The organism is Agromyces selenitireducens (assembly GCF_052748465.2).
Window position 1 is genome coordinate 868971 of record NZ_CM188259.1, and the last position, 16923, is coordinate 885893.

Consider the following 16923-nt stretch of genomic DNA (forward strand, 5'->3'; position numbering starts at 1 on the left):
CCCGCGCGGCGAGGTCGACCAGCGCCGCCTCGACGACCTGGACCCGGTCGGGGTCGGATCGCATCGACGCCCGGTCGAGCATCGTGGTGATGGCGGATGCCGCCTCGATGCTGATCACGGCCGACTCGAGGGCCTCGGCGATGTGCCGATGCCGCGACGGCAGCCGCCCACCGGTGAAGGTCTGCCGCTCCGCCGTGGCGATGCCCACCGCGATCAGCCTGCGCGCGTCGCCGCGCGACCCTCCGGTGGCCGCTGCGATGAGGCGGGTCGGATTGTGAAACCCCTGCGTCTTCGCGAACCCGGTGTCGCCGAACTCCGGCCCGGACCGCTTCGACACCTCGGCGGCGACCCTGGCCAGCACCGCATCGACATCACGTCGGACCCTCGCCAGCGCCTCGGTGACCTGCATGAGTCCGGCGTCGCTCATCTGCTCGACCTCGAGGTGCATGCCTCCGCGAACGGCGCCCCACGCCGGCGACCCGCCCGCCCACGCCTCGCGCAGCGCGGCGACATCTCGCTGCAGCGCAGACAGCGCACCCAGCGGATGCTGCGGGGTCGGGAGCTGTTCCATGCTTCGATCCTGCACCCACCCACCGACATCCGCTCGCGCCTGAAACCAGCCATGATCAGGCTGTTTGCTTGTGGAGAACTACGGCGAACGGGTGCCTGTGGAGGACGAGTCGCCGCGCAGCATCCCACGCGTCCTCGAGGTGCGGGCCTGGTCGGCCCCGTGGCATCCGTCGCGCCCTCGACCTCCGTGATGGCCGCGGCATCCGTCGCCTCACCCCGACCGCGGCCCCACCGGTTCCAGAGCGGATCCCGACGATGCCACCGCCGTCCGCCGCGCAGGCGCATTCGCGACGAACACCCCTACCACGAGCACCGCGCCGCCCACCGTCTCCCACACGTTCGGCACCTGACCGAGCAGCACCGCGGCCGACGCCATCGCGACGACCGGCGCGAGCAGCACCCACGGCACGACCGACGCCGACCGGTTGCGGGCGAGCAGCCCGTTGAAGATCGCATAGCCGACGAGTGTGCAGAGTCCCGCGGTGTAGAGCGTCGAGAGCAGCGGGCGCCATCCGAATGCGGCGATGCCGGCGGCGATCGCGTCGGGCCCCTCGATGAGCGCCGACAGGCCGAGCGCGGGCAGGGGCACGACGAGCGACGACCACACCGTGAGCGACAGAGCGCCGAACCGCCTGGCGGGCGCGACCGGCCCGGCCCGGCGCGCCACCACATTCCCGAGAGCCCACGACAGCGCGGCGAGCAGGCACAGCACGACCGCGAGCGCCGGCGCGTCCCCGCCGCGGCCGAGCGCGACAACGCCCAGCCCCACCGTTCCGAGCAGCACCCCCGTGACCTGCAGCCGCGTCGGCCGCTCGCGCAGCGCGAGCGCCGCCACCACGATCGTGAGCACGACCTGCGCCTGCAGCAGCAGCGCCGCGATACCGGGCTGCAGCCCGAGCGCGATCGACGTGTAGAGCAGTGCGAACTGGCCGAGGCTCATGAAGAGGCCGACGCCGACGACGGTCTTCCAGCTCGCGAGCGGCCGGGGCACGACGACGACCGCAACCGCGACGACCGCGAAGCGCACCGCGACGAAGAACAGCGGCGGGATGCCATCCATGCCCCAGTCGATGACGACGAAGTTGAAGCCCCACATCGTCGCCACCAGCGCGGCCAGCAGCATGTCGCGTCTCGTCATGGGTCAAGGTTCGCCCGCGGCATCCGGAATCACCAGCGACCATTTCTCTGCCTGAATCGGTAGCATCGCTGCATGATCGATCTGGAAGCGGTGGTCGCACTGCGGGCGGTGGCGACGAACGGGAGCGTCGCGGCGGCGGCGGATGCGCTCGGATTCACGCCGTCGGCGGTGTCGCAGCAGATCAAGCGCCTCGAGCGCGGCACGCGGGTGGCGCTGCTCGAGCGAGCGGGTCGCGGTGTGGTGTTGACGGATGCCGCGCGCCAGCTCGTCACGTCGTCGGCGACGGTGCTCGCCGACCTGGAGCGCATCGAGGCCGACCTGCATCTCGCGAGCAGCGCGACGGGGGATGGCGCGGCCGCGCGCCGCATCACCGGGGAGGTCCGCATCGGCGCGTTCTCGACCGCGGTGCGGGGCCTGCTCGTCGACGTACTGCCGCGGCTGCGCGCGGAGCATCCGGAACTGCGGGTGCCGATGCGCGAGAGCGAGCCGTGGGAGACGATCGCGCTCGTGGCATCCGGTCAGCGCGACCTCGGAATCGTGCACCGGTGGGGCGGCGTGGCGCTCGCGATGCCCGATCACCTGATCGAGACGCCCCTGTTCACGGATGTCGCGGACGTGATCCTGCGCCGCGAGCACCCGCTCGCGGCCCGCACCGAGCTGACCCCGCTCGACCTCGCCGAGGAGCAGTGGGTCGCGACGTTCGACTCGACGATCTGCCGCCAATGGCTGCGGCGCCTGTTCGACGGCGTCTCGAACGCGCCCCGCATCGTGCACGAGTCCATGGAGTTCGAGAACCACCTCGAGCTCGTGCGCGCCGGCCTCGGGGTGGCGCTCGTGCCGCGCCTCGGCCGCTCGCCGCTGCCCGACGATCTCGTGGCGATCCCGACCGTGCAGCCCGCGTCGGTGCGCGGGGTCGCGGCCGTGCATCGCCGCAGCCAGGCGGACTCGCCGGCGCTGCAGGCGGTGCTCGATGCGGTGCGGGCGGGGGCGGCGGGGCTGCACGAGCGTTGATTCGCCTCGTGTGGGATCTCGGAGGCGTCGAGGGGCGAGAGACGGGCGTGGACGAGATTCCGCGATTCAGCGATTCACCGATTCAGCGGTTCAGCGACAGCGGGGCCGCCGGTTTCAGCAACTGCAGGGCGGTGGAAACCAGGGCCTCCGTGACCGGGGACAGGGTGCTGCCGGTGCGTGTCACGAGCGCGATGACGTCGTAGAGCGGCTCGGCGAAGGGCGTGGTCAGGAGTTCCGCCGGGAAGCCGGGGCTCGAGATCACGGCGCGAGCCGCCATGGTCTCCCCGAGTCCCCGGCGCACCAGCGAGAGGGCGGCTTCGACGTTCTCGACCTCGATGACGGGGTTCAGCTCGACGCCGGCGGCGAGCGCCCGGTCGGCGAGCTGGCGTCGGGTCGGGTCGTCCGATCCGTAGTGCGCGTCGTACAGGATCAGCGGTGCCGCGGGGATCCGGTCGATCGTCATCGGTTCGGCGGTGCGTGCCGGGTCGGCGCTGACCCAGCGGACCTCGTCGCGGAGGATCGGCCGGACGTCGAGCCCTTCGGACGGGACGGGCAGGACGACGAAACCCGCCTCGAGTTCGCCCGCGCGAACCGCCTGGGCAACACTGACGGAGTTCTGTCCGACGAGGCGGATCCGCACCCTCGGGTGCGCCCGGTGGAACTCCTCGGCGAGCGATGAGAGGAAGTAGAAGTCGGCGTTGCGGAGCACCCCGAAGGAGGCGACCCCGCCGTCGAGCCCGCGCAGCGAACGCACGAGGTCCTCGGCTCCGGCGACGCTCTCGACCGCCCGTCGGGCCCATGGCAGCAGCGACTCACCGGTCGAGGTCAGCTGCAGTGAACGGCCGCCGCGCACGAAGAGCTTCAAGCCGCACTCGTCCTCGAGCGTCCGGACGAGCTCCGAGATGGTCGGTTGCGCGAGGCCGAGATCGCGCGCTGCGCCCGTGAACGACCCTTGCTCGCACGAGGCGATGAAGGCGCGAAGCTGAGAGATTCGCATAGGGAAAGCCTATGGTGTTCAGTGGTGATCCTGTCGTTGCCCTTCAAGTTGGGCGCTGCCTACCATTGCCGACATGCGTCACACCCCTGCTGTTCTCTCTCGTCATGCCGCCCGCATCCAGCGCGTCAAGGTGCCCGCCATCGATGCCCCGGCTGCCCAGCGCGACCCTGCCGTCGTCGAGCGCGTGAGCGACATGCTCGCCGACCTCGAGCGTCGTGGCATGGATGCCGTGCGCGACTACGCGCGGCGGCTCGATCGCTGGGCCGGTGACTCGTTCGAGCTCGATGCGGACCGGATCGCCCGAAGCGGCGACAATCTCGAGCCGGCACTGCGCGACGCCATCGAACTGGGGTCCGCTCGGACGCGAGCGTTCGCACGTGAGCACCGTTCCCACCTGCAGGACTTCGAGTTCGAGGCCGCCCCCGGCCTGCGCACCGGAGTGCGCTACGTTCCGGTCGGCCGGGTCGGGGCATACCTCCCCGCCGGGCGCTTCCCGCTCACAGCGTCCGCCTTCATGACCGTCGGCGTCGCGAAGGAGGCCGGCGTGCCTCGGGTCATCGCCTGCACGCCGCCGCAGCCTGACGGCGGACCGAACGACGCCGTCCTCTACGCCGCCCACCTGTCGGGCGTGGACGCCGTCTACGTGCTCGGCGGAGTGCAGGCGCTCGCAGCCATGGCCTTCGGCCTGATCGAGGAGCCGGTCGACATGCTCGTCGGCGCCGGCAACGCCTACGTCGCCGAGGCGAAGCGCCAGCTCTTCGGCACGACGTCCATCGACCTCCTGGCCGGGCCGAGCGAGGTGGCCGTCATCGCGGACGAGACCGCCGACCCGATCATCGTGGCCGCCGACCTGCTCGGCCAGGCCGAGCACGGGCCGAACTCGCCCGCCGCGCTCATCACCACGAGTCGCCGGCTCGCCGATGAGGTGGCCGCCGAGGTCGAGCGTCAGCTCGAAGGCCTGGCGACCGCCGAGATCGCCGGTGCGGCGTGGCGCGACTACGGCTCGATCACCGTCGCGCCCGACCGCGAGACGGTCGTCGAGCTGATGGACGACCTCGCCCCGGAGCACCTGGAGGTGATCACGGACGACGACGACTTCTACGCTGAGGCACTCGCGAACTACGGCTCGCTGTTCCTCGGTCCGTGGAGCACCGTGGCGTACTCCGACAAGGGCATGGCGGGCACGAACCACGTACTGCCGACCGCGGGTGGAGCCAGGCACAGCGCGGGGCTTTCCGTCTCCCGGTTCCTGAAGCCGTTGACCTGGCAGCGGATCGAACGGGATGCCACGCCCCTCGTCGCCGAGGCCGTGCACGTCATCTCGGAGTCGGAGGGGATGGCCGCCCACGACGCGACCGCGACACTCCGCCTCGAGCGGATCGACGCGAAGGAACAGGTTCCGGCATGACGACCGAGCTCCGGGCGGCCGCGCTCGAGGTCGGCGTCCGGCTCGGAGACGTCGACGGCAACCTCGAGCGGCTCCGGTCCGCACTCGAGCGCGGCGCGGCATCCGGAGCTCACCTGCTCGTGCTGCCTGAGCTCGCGACGAGCGGCTACGTCTTCGACGACGCCGCAGAGGCCGCGCAGGCTGCCGTGACGCGTGACGACCCTCGTTTCGACGCGCTTCGCGCAGCGCTGCCCGAGGGCGTCGTCGCCGTGTTCGGGTACCTCGAACGGGACGGCGACCGGCTCTACAACTCGGCGGTGGTCATAACCCGCGACGCGACCATCGGCCAGTACCGCAAGGCGCATCTCTGGGACCGCGAGCGGGAGATCTTCGACGTCGGCGACACGGCGGGGGCCGTCTTCGACACGGCTGTCGGCAGGCTCGGAGTGGCGATCTGCTACGACAACGAGTTCCCCGAGGTGCCGAGAGCGCTCGCGCTCGCCGGAGCCGACGTGCTGGCGCTGCCGGTCAACTGGCCGCTCGTGCCCCGGCCCGACGGCGAGCACGCGCCCGAGATCATCCAGGCGATGGGTTCGGCGCGGTCATCGCGATTGCCGACGGTCATCGCGGATCGCGCGGGCAGCGAACGCGGAGTGCGTTGGACGGGCGGCACCGTCGTGATCGACGGCGACGGATGGATCGCCGCCGTGCCTGATGACGGCATCGCGGTCGCCGATCTCCGGCTGAGCCCTGGCGACAAGTCCCTCAACCCCCGCAACGACCTGTTCGGCGACCGCCGACCCGACCTCTACTGATCCGGCAACCCCCTCCGGATCTGCCCCGAGAAAGGAACCGCCATGACGATCCAGTCCGCTCCACCACCGACGGCTGTCCGAAGCACCATCGAGGTCAAGTCGATCGACTGGGTGCCGCTCGAGGAACGCCGCGGGAAGCCGACGATGCTCTTCCCGCTCTGGTTCATGTCGAACGCGAACCTCACCACGCTCGCCACCGGAATGGTCGGGATCGCGCTCGGCGCGAACTTCCTGACCGCGCTCATCGCGATCGTCAGCGGTGTCGCCGTCGGCACCGTCTTCACGGCGTTCCACTCGGCGCAGGGGCCGCAGCTCGGATTGCCGCAGATGATCCAGTCGCGTGCCCAGTTCGGCTACCGCGGCGTCGTCGTGATCTGCCTCGTGGTCGTCGCGAGCATCGTCGGCTTCAACATCTTCAATCAGTTGCTCGCCGCCGAGGTGGTGAGCATGACCACCGGAGTCGATGCGCCGCACCTCTGGTACGTGCTCATCACCGCCCTCGCGCTATCGCTGGCGATCGTCGGATACCACTGGATCCATCGCACGCAGAAGTGGCTCACGTGGCTGTTCCTCGCGACGTTCGGCCTGTTCTCGATCGCCGCCATCCTCGTGCTTCCGCTGCCGGCGGACCAGTTCTCGCTCGCAGGTTTGAACTGGCCGGCGTTCCTCGTGCAGTTCGGCGCCGCCGCGGCGTACGCCCTCGGCTGGGCGCCGTACGTGTCGGACTACTCCCGGTACCTGCCTCCGCAGACGAGCCCGGGCAAGGCGACCTTCTACACGTACACCGGCGTGCTGGTCGGTGCGGTGTGGCTGATGGTGCTCGGCGCGTTCGTCGCGGCGCTGTTCGCGGACGCCGCTCCGATCGAGGCGGTCCGCCAGGCGGCCGACGCCATCCTGCCCGGCTCGGGTCCGTGGCTCCTGCTCTCAGCGCTGCCTGCGCTCATCACCGTGATCACGGTGAACATCTACGCCTCGTCGATCGAGGTCATCACCATCGTCGACTCGTTCAAGACGATCACGCCGACGCGTCGCGTGCGTATCATCGCGTGCAGCGTGATCGCGCTCGCCGGCCTCATCGGGGCCGAGCTCTCGACGGGTGAGTTCCTCGCGTCGTTCGGCAGCTTCCTCGTCGTGCTGCTGTACGTGCTCGTTCCCTGGACCTCGGTGAACCTCGTCGACTACTACTTCGTTCGCCGCGGGAACTACGCCATCGGCCAGATCTTCGTGCCCAACGGGCTCTACGGCAGCTGGGGCTGGCGCGGCCTGATCGCGTACGCCGCCGGCATCGTGGCGATGATCCCCTTCGTCGTCACCGCCTGGTACGTGGGTCCGGTCGCCGAGGCGATGGGGGGTGCGGATGTCGCGCTGTTCGCCGGTCTCGCGGTGTCGGCCATCGTGTACCTGCTTCTCGCCCGCAGCCTCGACCTCACCGCCGAGCGCGCCCAGGCGAAGCTCGACACCGAGTCGATCGGCGTCGAGTCCGTGAGCTTCTCGTCCCGCGGCTGACGTTCGATTGCGCACCCGTTCGGGACGTTCGACGGAGCGGCCGGCGACCTTCGGGTCGCCGGCCGTTCCGGTGCGTGAGAGGAGCCCATGCACGAGAATCGAGACCACCATGACGAGTACCCGCGCAGATGACGTGCATCCCTCCCAGGCGCGCATGCGCATCGCCGACCTGCATCCGGAGCTCCGCCGCGCCTACCGGTGGTTCCCTCGCCCACAGGTACGCCGCGGCTGGCAGCGACGGATGACGCAGGCACTGCTCGCGCTCATCCCGCAGCCGAAGCCGACAGCGGGCGTCCGTTTCGAGAAGGTCGACTTCGATGCTCGCGGTACGGGGGTGCGGGTCTTCACCCCCACCGATGCGACGGCGCCGGTGGCGCCCGCCCGCGCGGCCCTGCTCTGGATGCACGGCGGCGGCCTCGTGATCGGCGCCGCTGCGGCGGACGATCGGTTCTGCACGGAGCTCGCCGAGCGGCTCGGCATCGTGGTCGTCTCGGTCGAGTACCGGCTCGCGCCGCAGCATCCGTTCCCGGTGCCGCTCGACGACTGCGTCGCGGCGTGGGAGTGGGTGCAGGATGCCGCGTCCGCTCGCGGCATCGATCCGGCCCGCGTCGCGGTCGGCGGGGAGAGCGCGGGCGGAGGACTCGCGGCCGCGCTCGCGCAGCGTCTGCTCGCCGGCCGCGGACCGCAGCCGGCCGCGCAGCTGCTGTACTGCCCGATGCTCGACGACCGCACCGCCGCGCGGCGGGAACTCGACTCGATACGGCACTTCGCCTGGACCAACCGCGACAACCTCGTCGGCTGGTCGTCGTACCTGCAGGCGCCGCCGGGCGGCGACGGCGTGCCCGACTTCGCCGTGCCCGGCCGCCGCACCGACCTGACCGGCCTGCCGCCGGCGTGGATCGGCGTCGGCGACATCGACCTGTTCCACGACGAGGACCTCGCCTACGCCCGGGCGCTCAGCGACGCCGGTGTCGAGTGCACGGTCGACGTCGTGCCGGGAGCGCCGCACGGCTTCGAGTCGATCGCTCGGGATGCCGAGGTGACGCGGGCCTTCCATGCTCGCGCGCGGGCCTGGCTGGGGGAGCGGCTCGCGGCCGGGTAGGACTCTCACGCTGGACCGCGCCGTCGAGGCGGAGTACGGTGACCCTCATCGACGCCGCACCCCCCGCGATCCTCGGACGCACCGGCGAGCTCGACCGCCTCGGTGCCCTGCTGAGCAGCGCCCGGAACGGCGTCGGCACGGCCTTGTCGGTGGTGGGGGAGCCGGGCGTCGGCAAGACCGCGCTGCTGGACGCCGCGGTCGCCGGAGCTCGCGGCATCAGGGTGCTGCGGTCCGACGGGTACGAGGCCGAATCGGCGATGCCGTACGCGGCGGTGCAGCGCCTCGGCGCCCCGCTCGCCGAGCATCTCGACCGCGTGCCGGCTCGGCAGGCCGCAGCACTGCGGATCGCCGCCGGAGTCGACGAGGGCGAGCCGCCCGACCGGTTCCTCGTCGGGCTTGGCCTGCTGTCGCTGCTCGCCGCCGCCGGCGACGCGGAGCCGATCGCGTGGGTGGTGGACGACGCGCACCTGGTCGACGCGGAGTCGCTGGAGGTGCTCGCCTTCGTCGCACGGCGCCTGGCGGCGGAGCGGGTCGCGCTGCTCTTGAGCTCGCGCCCCGACCCGCGCGTCGGCGTCGTCACCGCCGGGGTGCCCGCGATGGACCTCGGCGGGCTCGATCAGCAGGCCGCGGTGCAGCTGCTGAGCCGTTCGGTGCGCGGCGCGGTCGACCCGCTGCTGGCGACGCGCATCGCCGAGGAGACCGGCGGCAACCCGCTCGCGCTCATCGACCTCGGCCGCGAGTTCACCGCCGAGCAGCTCACGGACTCCACGGTCGCCCGAACGCCCATGCCGGTGGGCGAGCGGCTCGAGGCGCACTACCTGAGTCAGGTCGGCGCGATTCCGCACGAGGCGCAGCGGTGGCTGCTCGTCGCGGCGGCCGAGTCGACCGGCGATCGAGAGCTGATCGACGCCGCGGCGGAACGGCTCGGTCTGCCGGCGGATGCCTCGGGCCCGGCCGAGCACGCTCGGCTCGTGTCGGTCCGGCGAACGGTCGACTTCCGCCACCCACTCATCCGCTCGGCCGTCTACAACGGCATGCCCGCCGACGACCGCCGTCGCGCGCACGAGGCGCTCGCCGCCGTCGCTGACGAGCACGGGCGCACCGACCTCGGCGTCTGGCACAGCGCGACCGCGGCGATCGGCGCCGACGACCGGTTGGCGGCCCGCATGAAGCAGATGGCCGACGCCGCCGGCGTACGCGGCGGCTCGCTGTCTCGAGCGCAACTGCTCACTCGCGCGGCCGATCTGACGACGGACGGGCCGGAGCGCGACCTGCGCATCCTCGCCGCCGCCGAGGCCGCCGCATCGGCCGGTGCCGTCGGTCTCGCGGTCGAGTTGCTGGGGCGGCTCGACGACGACCGCCTGGACCCGATCGGGCTCGGTCGCGTGCTCACGTTGCGGGCGATGCTCGCCCTGTTCATCGCCGACCACGACGGCGTCGTCGGGGGCGCGGCGACCATGCTGCGCGCCGCGACCCTGTTCCACGGTCGCGCGCCGGAACTCGAGCAGCGGGCGCTGCTGCGCGCGTTCGACTACGTCCTCATGGCGGAGTGGGCGGCCGAGGGGGTGAGCCTGCCCGAGCTGGGGCGCCGGCTCGCCGACGGCGCGAAGGTGGCCGATGGGCCGATGTCGGTGCAGTTGCGAGCCCTGGCCGCGCACGTGCTGCAGCCGTACGACGTCGCGGTGCCGCTCATGCGCGAGGCGGTCGCGATGATCCGCGGCTTCGACGACGCGCAACTGCTCGACCTCGGTTCCGTCGGCGTCGCGCTGACCATGGCCCTCTGGGAGGAGCGCGTCTGCGTCGAACTGCTCGAGCGCATGCTCAGCGGGGCCCGGGATGCCGGCGTGCTGCGCGTCGTCGACAGCGCCCTCTGGCTGCTCGGACTGCTCGAACTGGTCCGCGGCGACCCGGGGACGTCCGGACGCTACATCGAGCAGGTGCGCGAGCTGCGGCGCGCGATGGGCTACGACGCCGAGCAGGTGGTGAACGCCTCGCACCTGGCGTGGTCGGGCGCCCCGACCGAGGTGGTCGAGCAGGTCGCCGAGGGGGTGCTCGCCACGGGCTTCGCCGGGGCGTGGACCATCGCGATGACCGGTCTGGGCGTCCGCGAGATCGCCGACGGACACTACCGGGATGCGTTCGAGCGCTTCGCGCCGCTGGTGGCGCGCGACTTCCTGCAGGTGACGTACCAGCAGTTGCCGGACTTCATCGAGGCGGGGGTGCGCAGCGGCCGTGTCGAGGAGGTCCGTCCGTCTGCGGAGCGGCTCGCCGGGTTCGCGGCGGTGAGCGGCACGCCGTGGGTGAGCGGCGTGGCTGCCCGGTCCGATGCGCTCCTCGCCGACGATGCCGACGCCGAGGCGCGATACCTCGAGGCCATCGGCCATCTCGAGCGGGCCACCGCGCCCAGCGACCTGGCCCGCGCGCATCTCGTCTTCGGCGAGTGGCTCCGACGCATGAAGCGTCGCCGCGAGGCACGCGAGCAGCTGCGGGCCGCACTCGCGATCTTCAGCCGGGTCGGGGCGCCGGCCTTCGCAGCCCGCGCCCGCCGCGAGCTCGAGGCCACCGGCGAGCACGTGCCGCACCACCTCCCGGGCGATGACGGCGCGGAGGCGCTGACGCCCCAGGAGGGAACGATCGCCGGGATGGCTGCAGAGGGCAAGACGAACGCCGAGATCGGCGCGACCCTCTTCATCAGCGTCAACACCGTCGACTACCACCTCCGCAAGGTGTTCCGGAAGCTCGGCGTGACGTCGCGCAAGCAGCTCGCCGAACGCCTCGGCAACCGCTGAGCGCACGTCGGCCGTCGGCCGCCGTCACGACTACGCACGCCACGTGGTTCGGCGAACCGCCTCGCAGCGGCACGATCGTGGCATCCGTTCACGCCATGAGGAGGACCGCATGCCCTACGTCACGACCGATGACGGCGCCCAGATCTTCTACACCGACTGGGGCGTCGATGGCTCGCCCGTGCTCCTGAGCCACGGCTGGCCGCTCAACTCCGACGCGTGGGCGGCTGCCGCCCGGTTCCTCGCCGAGCACGGGCACCGCGCCATCGCCCACGACCGGCGCGGCCACGGCCGGTCGACCCGCACCTGGGACGGCAACGAGATGGACACGTACGCCGACGACCTCGCCGTGCTCATCGACCACCTCGACCTCACCGACCTCACGCTCGTGGGCCACTCGACCGGCGGCGGCGAGCTCGTCCGCTACCTCGGCCGACACGGCAGCGGGCGCGTGGCGAAGCTCGTGCTCGTCTCGGCGGTGCCGCCGCTCATGGTGCGCACCGACGACAACCCCGAAGGGCTGCCGATCGACGTGTTCGACGGCATCCGCGCGGGGGAGGCCGCCGACCGGTCGCAGCTGTACCGCGACCTCGCCGACGGGCCGTTCTTCGGCAACAACCGCAACAACGACATCTCGCCCGGCACGCGCGACGCGTTCTGGCTGCAGAGCATGGCCTGCGGCCACCGCGCCGCGTACGAGTGCATCGCCGCGTTCTCGGCGACCGACTTCCGCGATGACCTCGCGAAGGTCGACGTGCCCACCCTCGTGATCCACGGCGACGACGACCAGATCGTGCCGTTCGAGGTCGGCGGCAAGCGCTCCGCCGCCATGGTCGAGGGCGCGCGGCTGCTCGTCTACGAGAACGGCGCCCACGGCCTGCCCGACACCGAGCGGGATCGGCTGCACGCCGACCTGCTCGCCTTCATCGATTCCTGAAGCGGATGCCGCGGCATCCGTCACACCGCCTGAAAGGACCCCGCTCATGACCGACCGGACCACCGACCCCGACGCCCCCGACACCATCGTGCTCGTGCACGGCCTCTGGATGACCCCGCGCAGCTGGGAGGGCTGGAAGGAGCGCTTCGAGGCGAAGGGCTTCACCGTGATCACGCCCGGGTACCCCGGGTTCGAGATCGAGGTCGAGGGCCTGCGCGAGCGTCCCGAGATCATCGCGAACCTCACCGTGCCTGAGACCGTGGACCACATCGCCCGGCAGATCGAGGCGCTGCCGAAGCCGCCCATCATCATCGGCCACTCGTTCGGCGGCACGCTCACGCAGCTGCTGCTCGCCCGCGGCCTCGGGGCGGCGGCCGTCGTCGTCGACTCGGCGCCCACGGAGGGAGTGCACGTCAGCCCGCCCTCGCAGGTCAAGTCGCTCTTCCCGGCCCTGAAGAATCCGGCGAACCGGCACAAGGCCGTCGCGTTCACGCCCGAGGAGTTCCACTACGCGTTCGCCAACACGCTCACACGCGAGGAGTCGGATGCGGTGTGGGAGAAGTACGCGATCGCGGCGCCGGGGAACTGGGTGTGGGCGTACGGCCTCATCGCGAACTTCAAGCCCGGCCACCAGGAGACCTGGGTCGACTACGCGAAGGATCGAGCGCCGCTGCTGTTCATCGGCGGTGAGAAGGACCACATCATGCCCCCCTCGGTGAACAAGTCGAACGCGAAGCACTACGCCAAGTCACCCGCCGTGACGGAGTACGTCGAGTTCCCGGGCCGGTCGCACTGGATCTGCGCGGAGCCCGGCTGGGAGGAAGTCGCCGACCACGCGCTCGAGTGGGCGCTGGCGAACGCACGGCCCGTCGCGGCGCTGCCGTCCTGATCGATCCGACGTTCGACGTCCCCCGGCTGGAGTACTCCTTCGACCGGGGGACGTCGTCGCGCACGACGCTCGGGCTGGCGCTCGGCCTGGGACGAGGTCGGGCCCGTGGACCTCGTCTCGTCAGGCACGCTGATCCTGGTGCAGGCGCCCGACGTGCTGCTGCTCGACGAGCCCACTGACTTCCTCGACCTCGCCGGGGTGCGCTGGATCGAGAACTGGCTGCAGGGGTTCGCCGGCGCGCTGCTGGTCGTGTCGCACGACCGGCAGTTCCTCGATGGGGTGGTCGATCGCATCATCGAGATCGAGAACTACCGGCTGCAGGAGTACGAGGGCAACTACTCGGCGTACGTGCACGCGAAGCAGTCGCGGTTGAAGATGCTCGAGCGGCAGTTCGCTCACGAGGAGGAGCTGCTGGCGTACGAGCAGGCGGCATCCGCTGCCCGCCGTGAGGCGGCCCGGAACCCGTCGAACGCGGTCGCGCGCCGGCTGGCCGACATCAAGAAGCGGCAGGCGCCGCGCCCGATCGACCAGATCATCACGGGCATCTACGACGGCCTGCGGGTGTCGAACGACCTGCTCACCGTGGCGGCCCTGGCGAAGGGTTTCAACGGCACGCCGCTGTTCGAGGGGCTCTCGTTCGACCTGCAGCGCGGCGACCGGGTCGCGGTGCTCGGCTCGAACGGGTCGGGCAAGTCGACGCTGCTCGACGTGCTGACCGGAGAGACCGAAGCGGATGCCGGGACCGTCCGTTGGGCGAAGGGCGTCAGGTTCGTCTCGTACAACCGGGTCTACGCCGAGCTGGATCTCGACGACAGCGTCGGCCATGCGGTGAACGCGTACCCGGATTCGCTGGCGTTCACGGCGACGAAGAAGAGCGTGAACCGGTTCCTGTCGATGCTGCAGTTCTCGGAGGCCGACCTGCAGCAGAAGATCGGCACCCTCTCCGGCGGCCAGCGCGCCCGCGTCGCGATCGCGCAGTGCCTGCTCTCCGGCGCGGCCGTGATCGTGCTCGACGAACCCACCAACCACCTCGACATCACCTCCACCCAGGTGATGGAGCGGGCGCTCACCCACTTCCCGGGCGCGGTCATCGTGGTCTCGCACGACCGCTTCTTCGTCGACAAGCTCGCCGACCGGCTCTTCGTCTTCGACGGCGGGCCGCGGGTGCGGGAGACGCCGGCGACCGGGGCGCTCTGACCGACGGACCAGTTGAGGCCGGTTCCGGATACTGCGGGGGCTCATGACCACGCCGGGAGATACATCGCGCTGCCAACCCGCACGGCCGGCGGGTACGGGTGCGCTAATGCCGGCGTCGCGTGTCGAATCGCCTCTGCTCCCACCTCCCGCCATGAATGGACAACGGGGCCGACCTCGCAGTAGGCGCACGCGTTCCGCCCCTGAACCCCGCTACCCATCAATGCCGTGAGGGCCGCAGCGCCTGCGTGGCGCGCCTCGCGGCTCCGAGCGCCGGATGTAGCGTTGGTGATCCTCGAACTGGCCCGTTCTATGCCATGCGGGAACGAGGGTGGGCGATGATCCCAGATCCAATCGGAGGGCGAAGTGAAGGTTGATCAGCGACGAATAACGGCCCTTCCGCTCGCCCCTTCGGCAGCTGCATCAGTGGAGCGTACACTCGAGCGGCTACCCCCATTGCTGATCTATCGCTGCCTAACGAACCAGACCGGGACGCTTGCTCGGGTCGTAGCGGCAGAGTTCGAGGCTGGGCGGGAGACTGCCGTAGAGGTGCTTTCCATGCCTCGACGCGGCGTTGGACCGCGCCCGGTGATGCTCCTCTCACCAGTCGATAGAACGCTCTATGAGGCCCTCGTGGCCCAATTGCGGGGAGGAGCTGTTGCAGTCCCGCGGCCCGTTGAGCCTTGGAAGGAGCACCAGTCGTTTGGACTGGATCGCTCCGATGATGAGTACTTGGTCGAGTTCGATATCGCCTCATGCTACGAATACATTGAGTTCGCCACGCTGCGAAAGGAGCTGATTTCGCAAACCCTCGATACGTCGAGTGCATCGCTGCTGACAGAACTGCTCCAGGAGTTGAGCGGTCGGCGCGGCAGGGGGATTCCCCAACTGCTGCCTGGCAGCGATGCTCTTGCGGAAACCTACCTGAGCGCGATCGCACGTCATCTCGCGCGGTACGGGCTTCCTGTCTCGCGATACGCCGATGATTTCAAGGTGATCGCGCCGAGCTGGGTGGAGGCTCACGCCGTTATCGAGCGTGCCGCTGAAATCGCTCGTGAGTATGGTTTCGTACTCTCCACCCAAAAGACGAAGATCCAGCTCGTGGAAACTGCCAAGGAGGCAAACAAGCGGCTCGCCTCCTTCATGCTTGAGAAGTTCGCTGAGGCGCGCGAAGGTCTCACGTTCACGGATCTCGTTTCGGTAGGTTATGACGACTGGGAATTCGAGACAGTGGAACCCGACTTCGAAGCGACGGCAGCCGAAGGCTTCCGGCGCATTATCGACGAATGGGTTGAGGGTGACCCGTACCAGGAAGATCCCAAGGATTCCATCCGATCAAAGCTAGTGCGACCGGCACTTCGGCACCTCGCTAACGATGAACGCCGAGTGGAGAGCAGCTCGCTTGAGCAAGTGGTCTTCCGTACGCCCCTCGACCTTCAACAGGTGTGTGCCTACTTGGCGCAGCGCGGCGAAGCTGCAAAGAACTGGGAGGCGCTACGCGCCTTGACATCGATGGGACGGCAGAGCCCATGGGCAAAGCTCTGGCTACTCAGCACCGCAAGCGGAGAAGACTCACTCGGCACCGACGATGAGAAGGAGGTTGTCGCCTGGGCAACGGCTCAGCTTGCGGACCGCCACGAGGTCGTACGCGCTGAGGCTGCATGGTTCTGCGCCGCGCGTGGCAGTCTAGATGACGATCAAGTTCTGAGGCTCTACATGAGTGCATCGGAAGTATCCCGGCCCGCGATTGCGGCCGCCGCGGCCCGATACGTCGGGGACGCAAGTGATAAGCGTCTAAAGCCACTTGCCGACGATTCCAAGCTGAACCGGATCGCGATTGATTGGGTATTCGCGGAGGATTCGTGACTCCAGTATCCACTCAGGCCGCCGAGGGCGCGCTTAGCAGGCTGGTCGGGCTGCTTGAGCTAAATGAGGTTGCGCCCTCGGCCATGCTTGTGAGTAATGTGACGACCATCGTCGAAGTCTATGTCGATCATGTCCTAGACTTCTTGATCGACCAGGATCCGGCCACGCAATATGCTTTCGGCGCCGCCCTGGTGTCGGCACACCGAAGGGAAATGCACGACAGCTGGCCCCATCGACACGACTGGCTCGCGAAGGGTTTTGGTTTGGCGATCGGCGCAACACCCGAGGGGAACCGGCTCTTATCGCTGGTAGATCTCCGGAACGCGCTTGTGCACGGTAATGGTGTACTCACCGAACGGCAGACTTTGGACTGGCGTTCGCTCGCCAAGATTCGATCTATGGAGCAAGTCGTGAAATGTCGTACCAACGGGCGGCGTGTCTTCGTAGACGAAACCACCGTCACAACGTCAGTGCAGATAGGCCGCAACTACATACTCACGCTTGATGCGCTTCTCACCGCATCCGGTCGCATCGATGTTCGAGATCTTTGAGGACGTGTATCACCTCAGGGTGGCACGGCCTATCTCGACCCGATGGCCGTCCCCGGACCTCGGGGTTGCGATTCGGCATTCGAATGACGGCCCGTGATCCTTCGGCCGGCCTTCCGGATTGCGATGGTTGGAGGACACCTTGTCAGGTCTGGGCGCGGGTTAAGTGACGCCGGT

14 protein-coding genes are annotated in these 16923 nt (G+C 69.8%); 12 read left to right on the forward strand and 2 right to left on the reverse strand.

The genetic code is table 11. The annotated features are described in order from the left end of the window. Positions 1 to 89: 89 nt before the first annotated feature. Positions 90 to 278, forward strand: coding sequence for a hypothetical protein (locus ACULK4_RS04115; protein ID WP_445965923.1), 189 nt, complete (start codon positions 90 to 92; stop codon positions 276 to 278). A 503-nt stretch (positions 279 to 781) separates the two neighbouring features. Here the strand turns inward: ACULK4_RS04115 and ACULK4_RS04120 are convergent. Next, positions 782 to 1708, reverse strand: a complete 927-nt coding sequence (locus ACULK4_RS04120; RefSeq protein ID WP_445965922.1) for an EamA family transporter — start codon at positions 1706 to 1708, stop codon at positions 782 to 784. A gap of 72 nt (positions 1709 to 1780) precedes the next feature. On the opposite strand from ACULK4_RS04120, the gene ACULK4_RS04125 reads away from it, so the two are divergent. Continuing rightward, positions 1781 to 2719 carry a LysR family transcriptional regulator gene (locus ACULK4_RS04125; RefSeq protein WP_445965921.1) on the forward strand — a complete coding sequence of 313 codons (939 nt, stop codon included), beginning with the start codon at positions 1781 to 1783 and terminating at the stop codon, positions 2717 to 2719. 82 nt (positions 2720 to 2801) lie between these two features. Here ACULK4_RS04125 and ACULK4_RS04130 read toward each other — a convergent pair whose 3' ends face one another. After that, the gene (locus ACULK4_RS04130; protein WP_445965920.1) at positions 2802 to 3716 is read right to left on the reverse strand and encodes a LysR family transcriptional regulator; all 915 of its coding nucleotides are present in this window, start codon (positions 3714 to 3716) and stop codon (positions 2802 to 2804) included. A 73-nt stretch (positions 3717 to 3789) separates the two neighbouring features. Between ACULK4_RS04130 and hisD the strand changes: the two genes are divergently transcribed. The 10 genes from hisD (at position 3790) to ACULK4_RS04180 (ending at position 16749) form a co-directional block, all read left to right on the forward strand. Beyond that, entirely contained in the window at positions 3790 to 5124 is a 1335-nt protein-coding gene (gene hisD, locus ACULK4_RS04135; RefSeq protein ID WP_445965919.1) for a histidinol dehydrogenase, read from the forward strand. Then, positions 5121 to 5918, forward strand: coding sequence for a nitrilase-related carbon-nitrogen hydrolase (locus tag ACULK4_RS04140; RefSeq protein ID WP_445965918.1), 798 nt, complete (start codon positions 5121 to 5123; stop codon positions 5916 to 5918). The genes hisD and ACULK4_RS04140 overlap by 4 nt, the downstream gene beginning before the upstream one ends. A 42-nt stretch (positions 5919 to 5960) precedes the next feature. Next, on the forward strand, positions 5961 to 7424 hold the full coding sequence (locus tag ACULK4_RS04145) for a purine-cytosine permease family protein (RefSeq protein ID WP_445965917.1): 1464 nt from the start codon (positions 5961 to 5963) through the stop codon (positions 7422 to 7424). Between the two features lie 109 nt (positions 7425 to 7533). Beyond that, the gene (locus ACULK4_RS04150; RefSeq protein ID WP_445965916.1) at positions 7534 to 8526 is read left to right on the forward strand and encodes an alpha/beta hydrolase; all 993 of its coding nucleotides are present in this window, start codon (positions 7534 to 7536) and stop codon (positions 8524 to 8526) included. 38 nt (positions 8527 to 8564) lie between these two features. Further along, entirely contained in the window at positions 8565 to 11315 is a 2751-nt protein-coding gene (locus ACULK4_RS04155) for a helix-turn-helix transcriptional regulator (protein WP_445965915.1), read from the forward strand. Positions 11316 to 11424: 109 nt separating this feature from the next. Continuing rightward, on the forward strand, positions 11425 to 12249 hold the full coding sequence (locus ACULK4_RS04160) for an alpha/beta fold hydrolase (protein WP_445965914.1): 825 nt from the start codon (positions 11425 to 11427) through the stop codon (positions 12247 to 12249). Between the two features lie 46 nt (positions 12250 to 12295). After that, a complete protein-coding gene (locus ACULK4_RS04165) occupies positions 12296 to 13138 on the forward strand; it encodes an alpha/beta hydrolase (RefSeq protein ID WP_445965913.1) in 843 nt (280 codons plus the stop codon). A gap of 105 nt (positions 13139 to 13243) precedes the next feature. After that, on the forward strand, positions 13244 to 14335 hold the full coding sequence (locus ACULK4_RS04170) for an ABC-F family ATP-binding cassette domain-containing protein (protein ID WP_445965912.1): 1092 nt from the start codon (positions 13244 to 13246) through the stop codon (positions 14333 to 14335). A 588-nt stretch (positions 14336 to 14923) separates the two neighbouring features. Further along, positions 14924 to 16198 (forward strand): reverse transcriptase domain-containing protein, encoded by a 1275-nt coding sequence (locus ACULK4_RS04175; RefSeq protein ID WP_501043395.1) that lies wholly within the window; start codon positions 14924 to 14926, stop codon positions 16196 to 16198. Further along, positions 16195 to 16749, forward strand: coding sequence for a hypothetical protein (locus tag ACULK4_RS04180; RefSeq protein WP_445965910.1), 555 nt, complete (start codon positions 16195 to 16197; stop codon positions 16747 to 16749). The genes ACULK4_RS04175 and ACULK4_RS04180 overlap by 4 nt, the downstream gene beginning before the upstream one ends. Positions 16750 to 16923: the final 174 nt, after the last annotated feature.

Excerpts from the sequence above, each read along its gene's own strand:
- ACULK4_RS04115 (WP_445965923.1), top strand. The coding sequence starts at position 90 with ATGGCGGATGCCGCCTCGATGCTGATCACGGCCGACTCGAGGGCCTCG.
- ACULK4_RS04120 (WP_445965922.1), bottom strand. The coding sequence starts at position 1,708 with ATGACGAGACGCGACATGCTGCTGGCCGCGCTGGTGGCGACGATGTGG.
- ACULK4_RS04125 (WP_445965921.1), top strand. The coding sequence starts at position 1,781 with ATGATCGATCTGGAAGCGGTGGTCGCACTGCGGGCGGTGGCGACGAAC.
- ACULK4_RS04130 (WP_445965920.1), bottom strand. The coding sequence starts at position 3,716 with ATGCGAATCTCTCAGCTTCGCGCCTTCATCGCCTCGTGCGAGCAAGGG.
- hisD (WP_445965919.1), top strand. The coding sequence starts at position 3,790 with ATGCGTCACACCCCTGCTGTTCTCTCTCGTCATGCCGCCCGCATCCAG.
- ACULK4_RS04140 (WP_445965918.1), top strand. The coding sequence starts at position 5,121 with ATGACGACCGAGCTCCGGGCGGCCGCGCTCGAGGTCGGCGTCCGGCTC.
- ACULK4_RS04145 (WP_445965917.1), top strand. The coding sequence starts at position 5,961 with ATGACGATCCAGTCCGCTCCACCACCGACGGCTGTCCGAAGCACCATC.
- ACULK4_RS04150 (WP_445965916.1), top strand. The coding sequence starts at position 7,534 with ATGACGAGTACCCGCGCAGATGACGTGCATCCCTCCCAGGCGCGCATG.
- ACULK4_RS04160 (WP_445965914.1), top strand. The coding sequence starts at position 11,425 with ATGCCCTACGTCACGACCGATGACGGCGCCCAGATCTTCTACACCGAC.
- ACULK4_RS04165 (WP_445965913.1), top strand. The coding sequence starts at position 12,296 with ATGACCGACCGGACCACCGACCCCGACGCCCCCGACACCATCGTGCTC.
- ACULK4_RS04175 (WP_501043395.1), top strand. The coding sequence starts at position 14,924 with ATGCTCCTCTCACCAGTCGATAGAACGCTCTATGAGGCCCTCGTGGCC.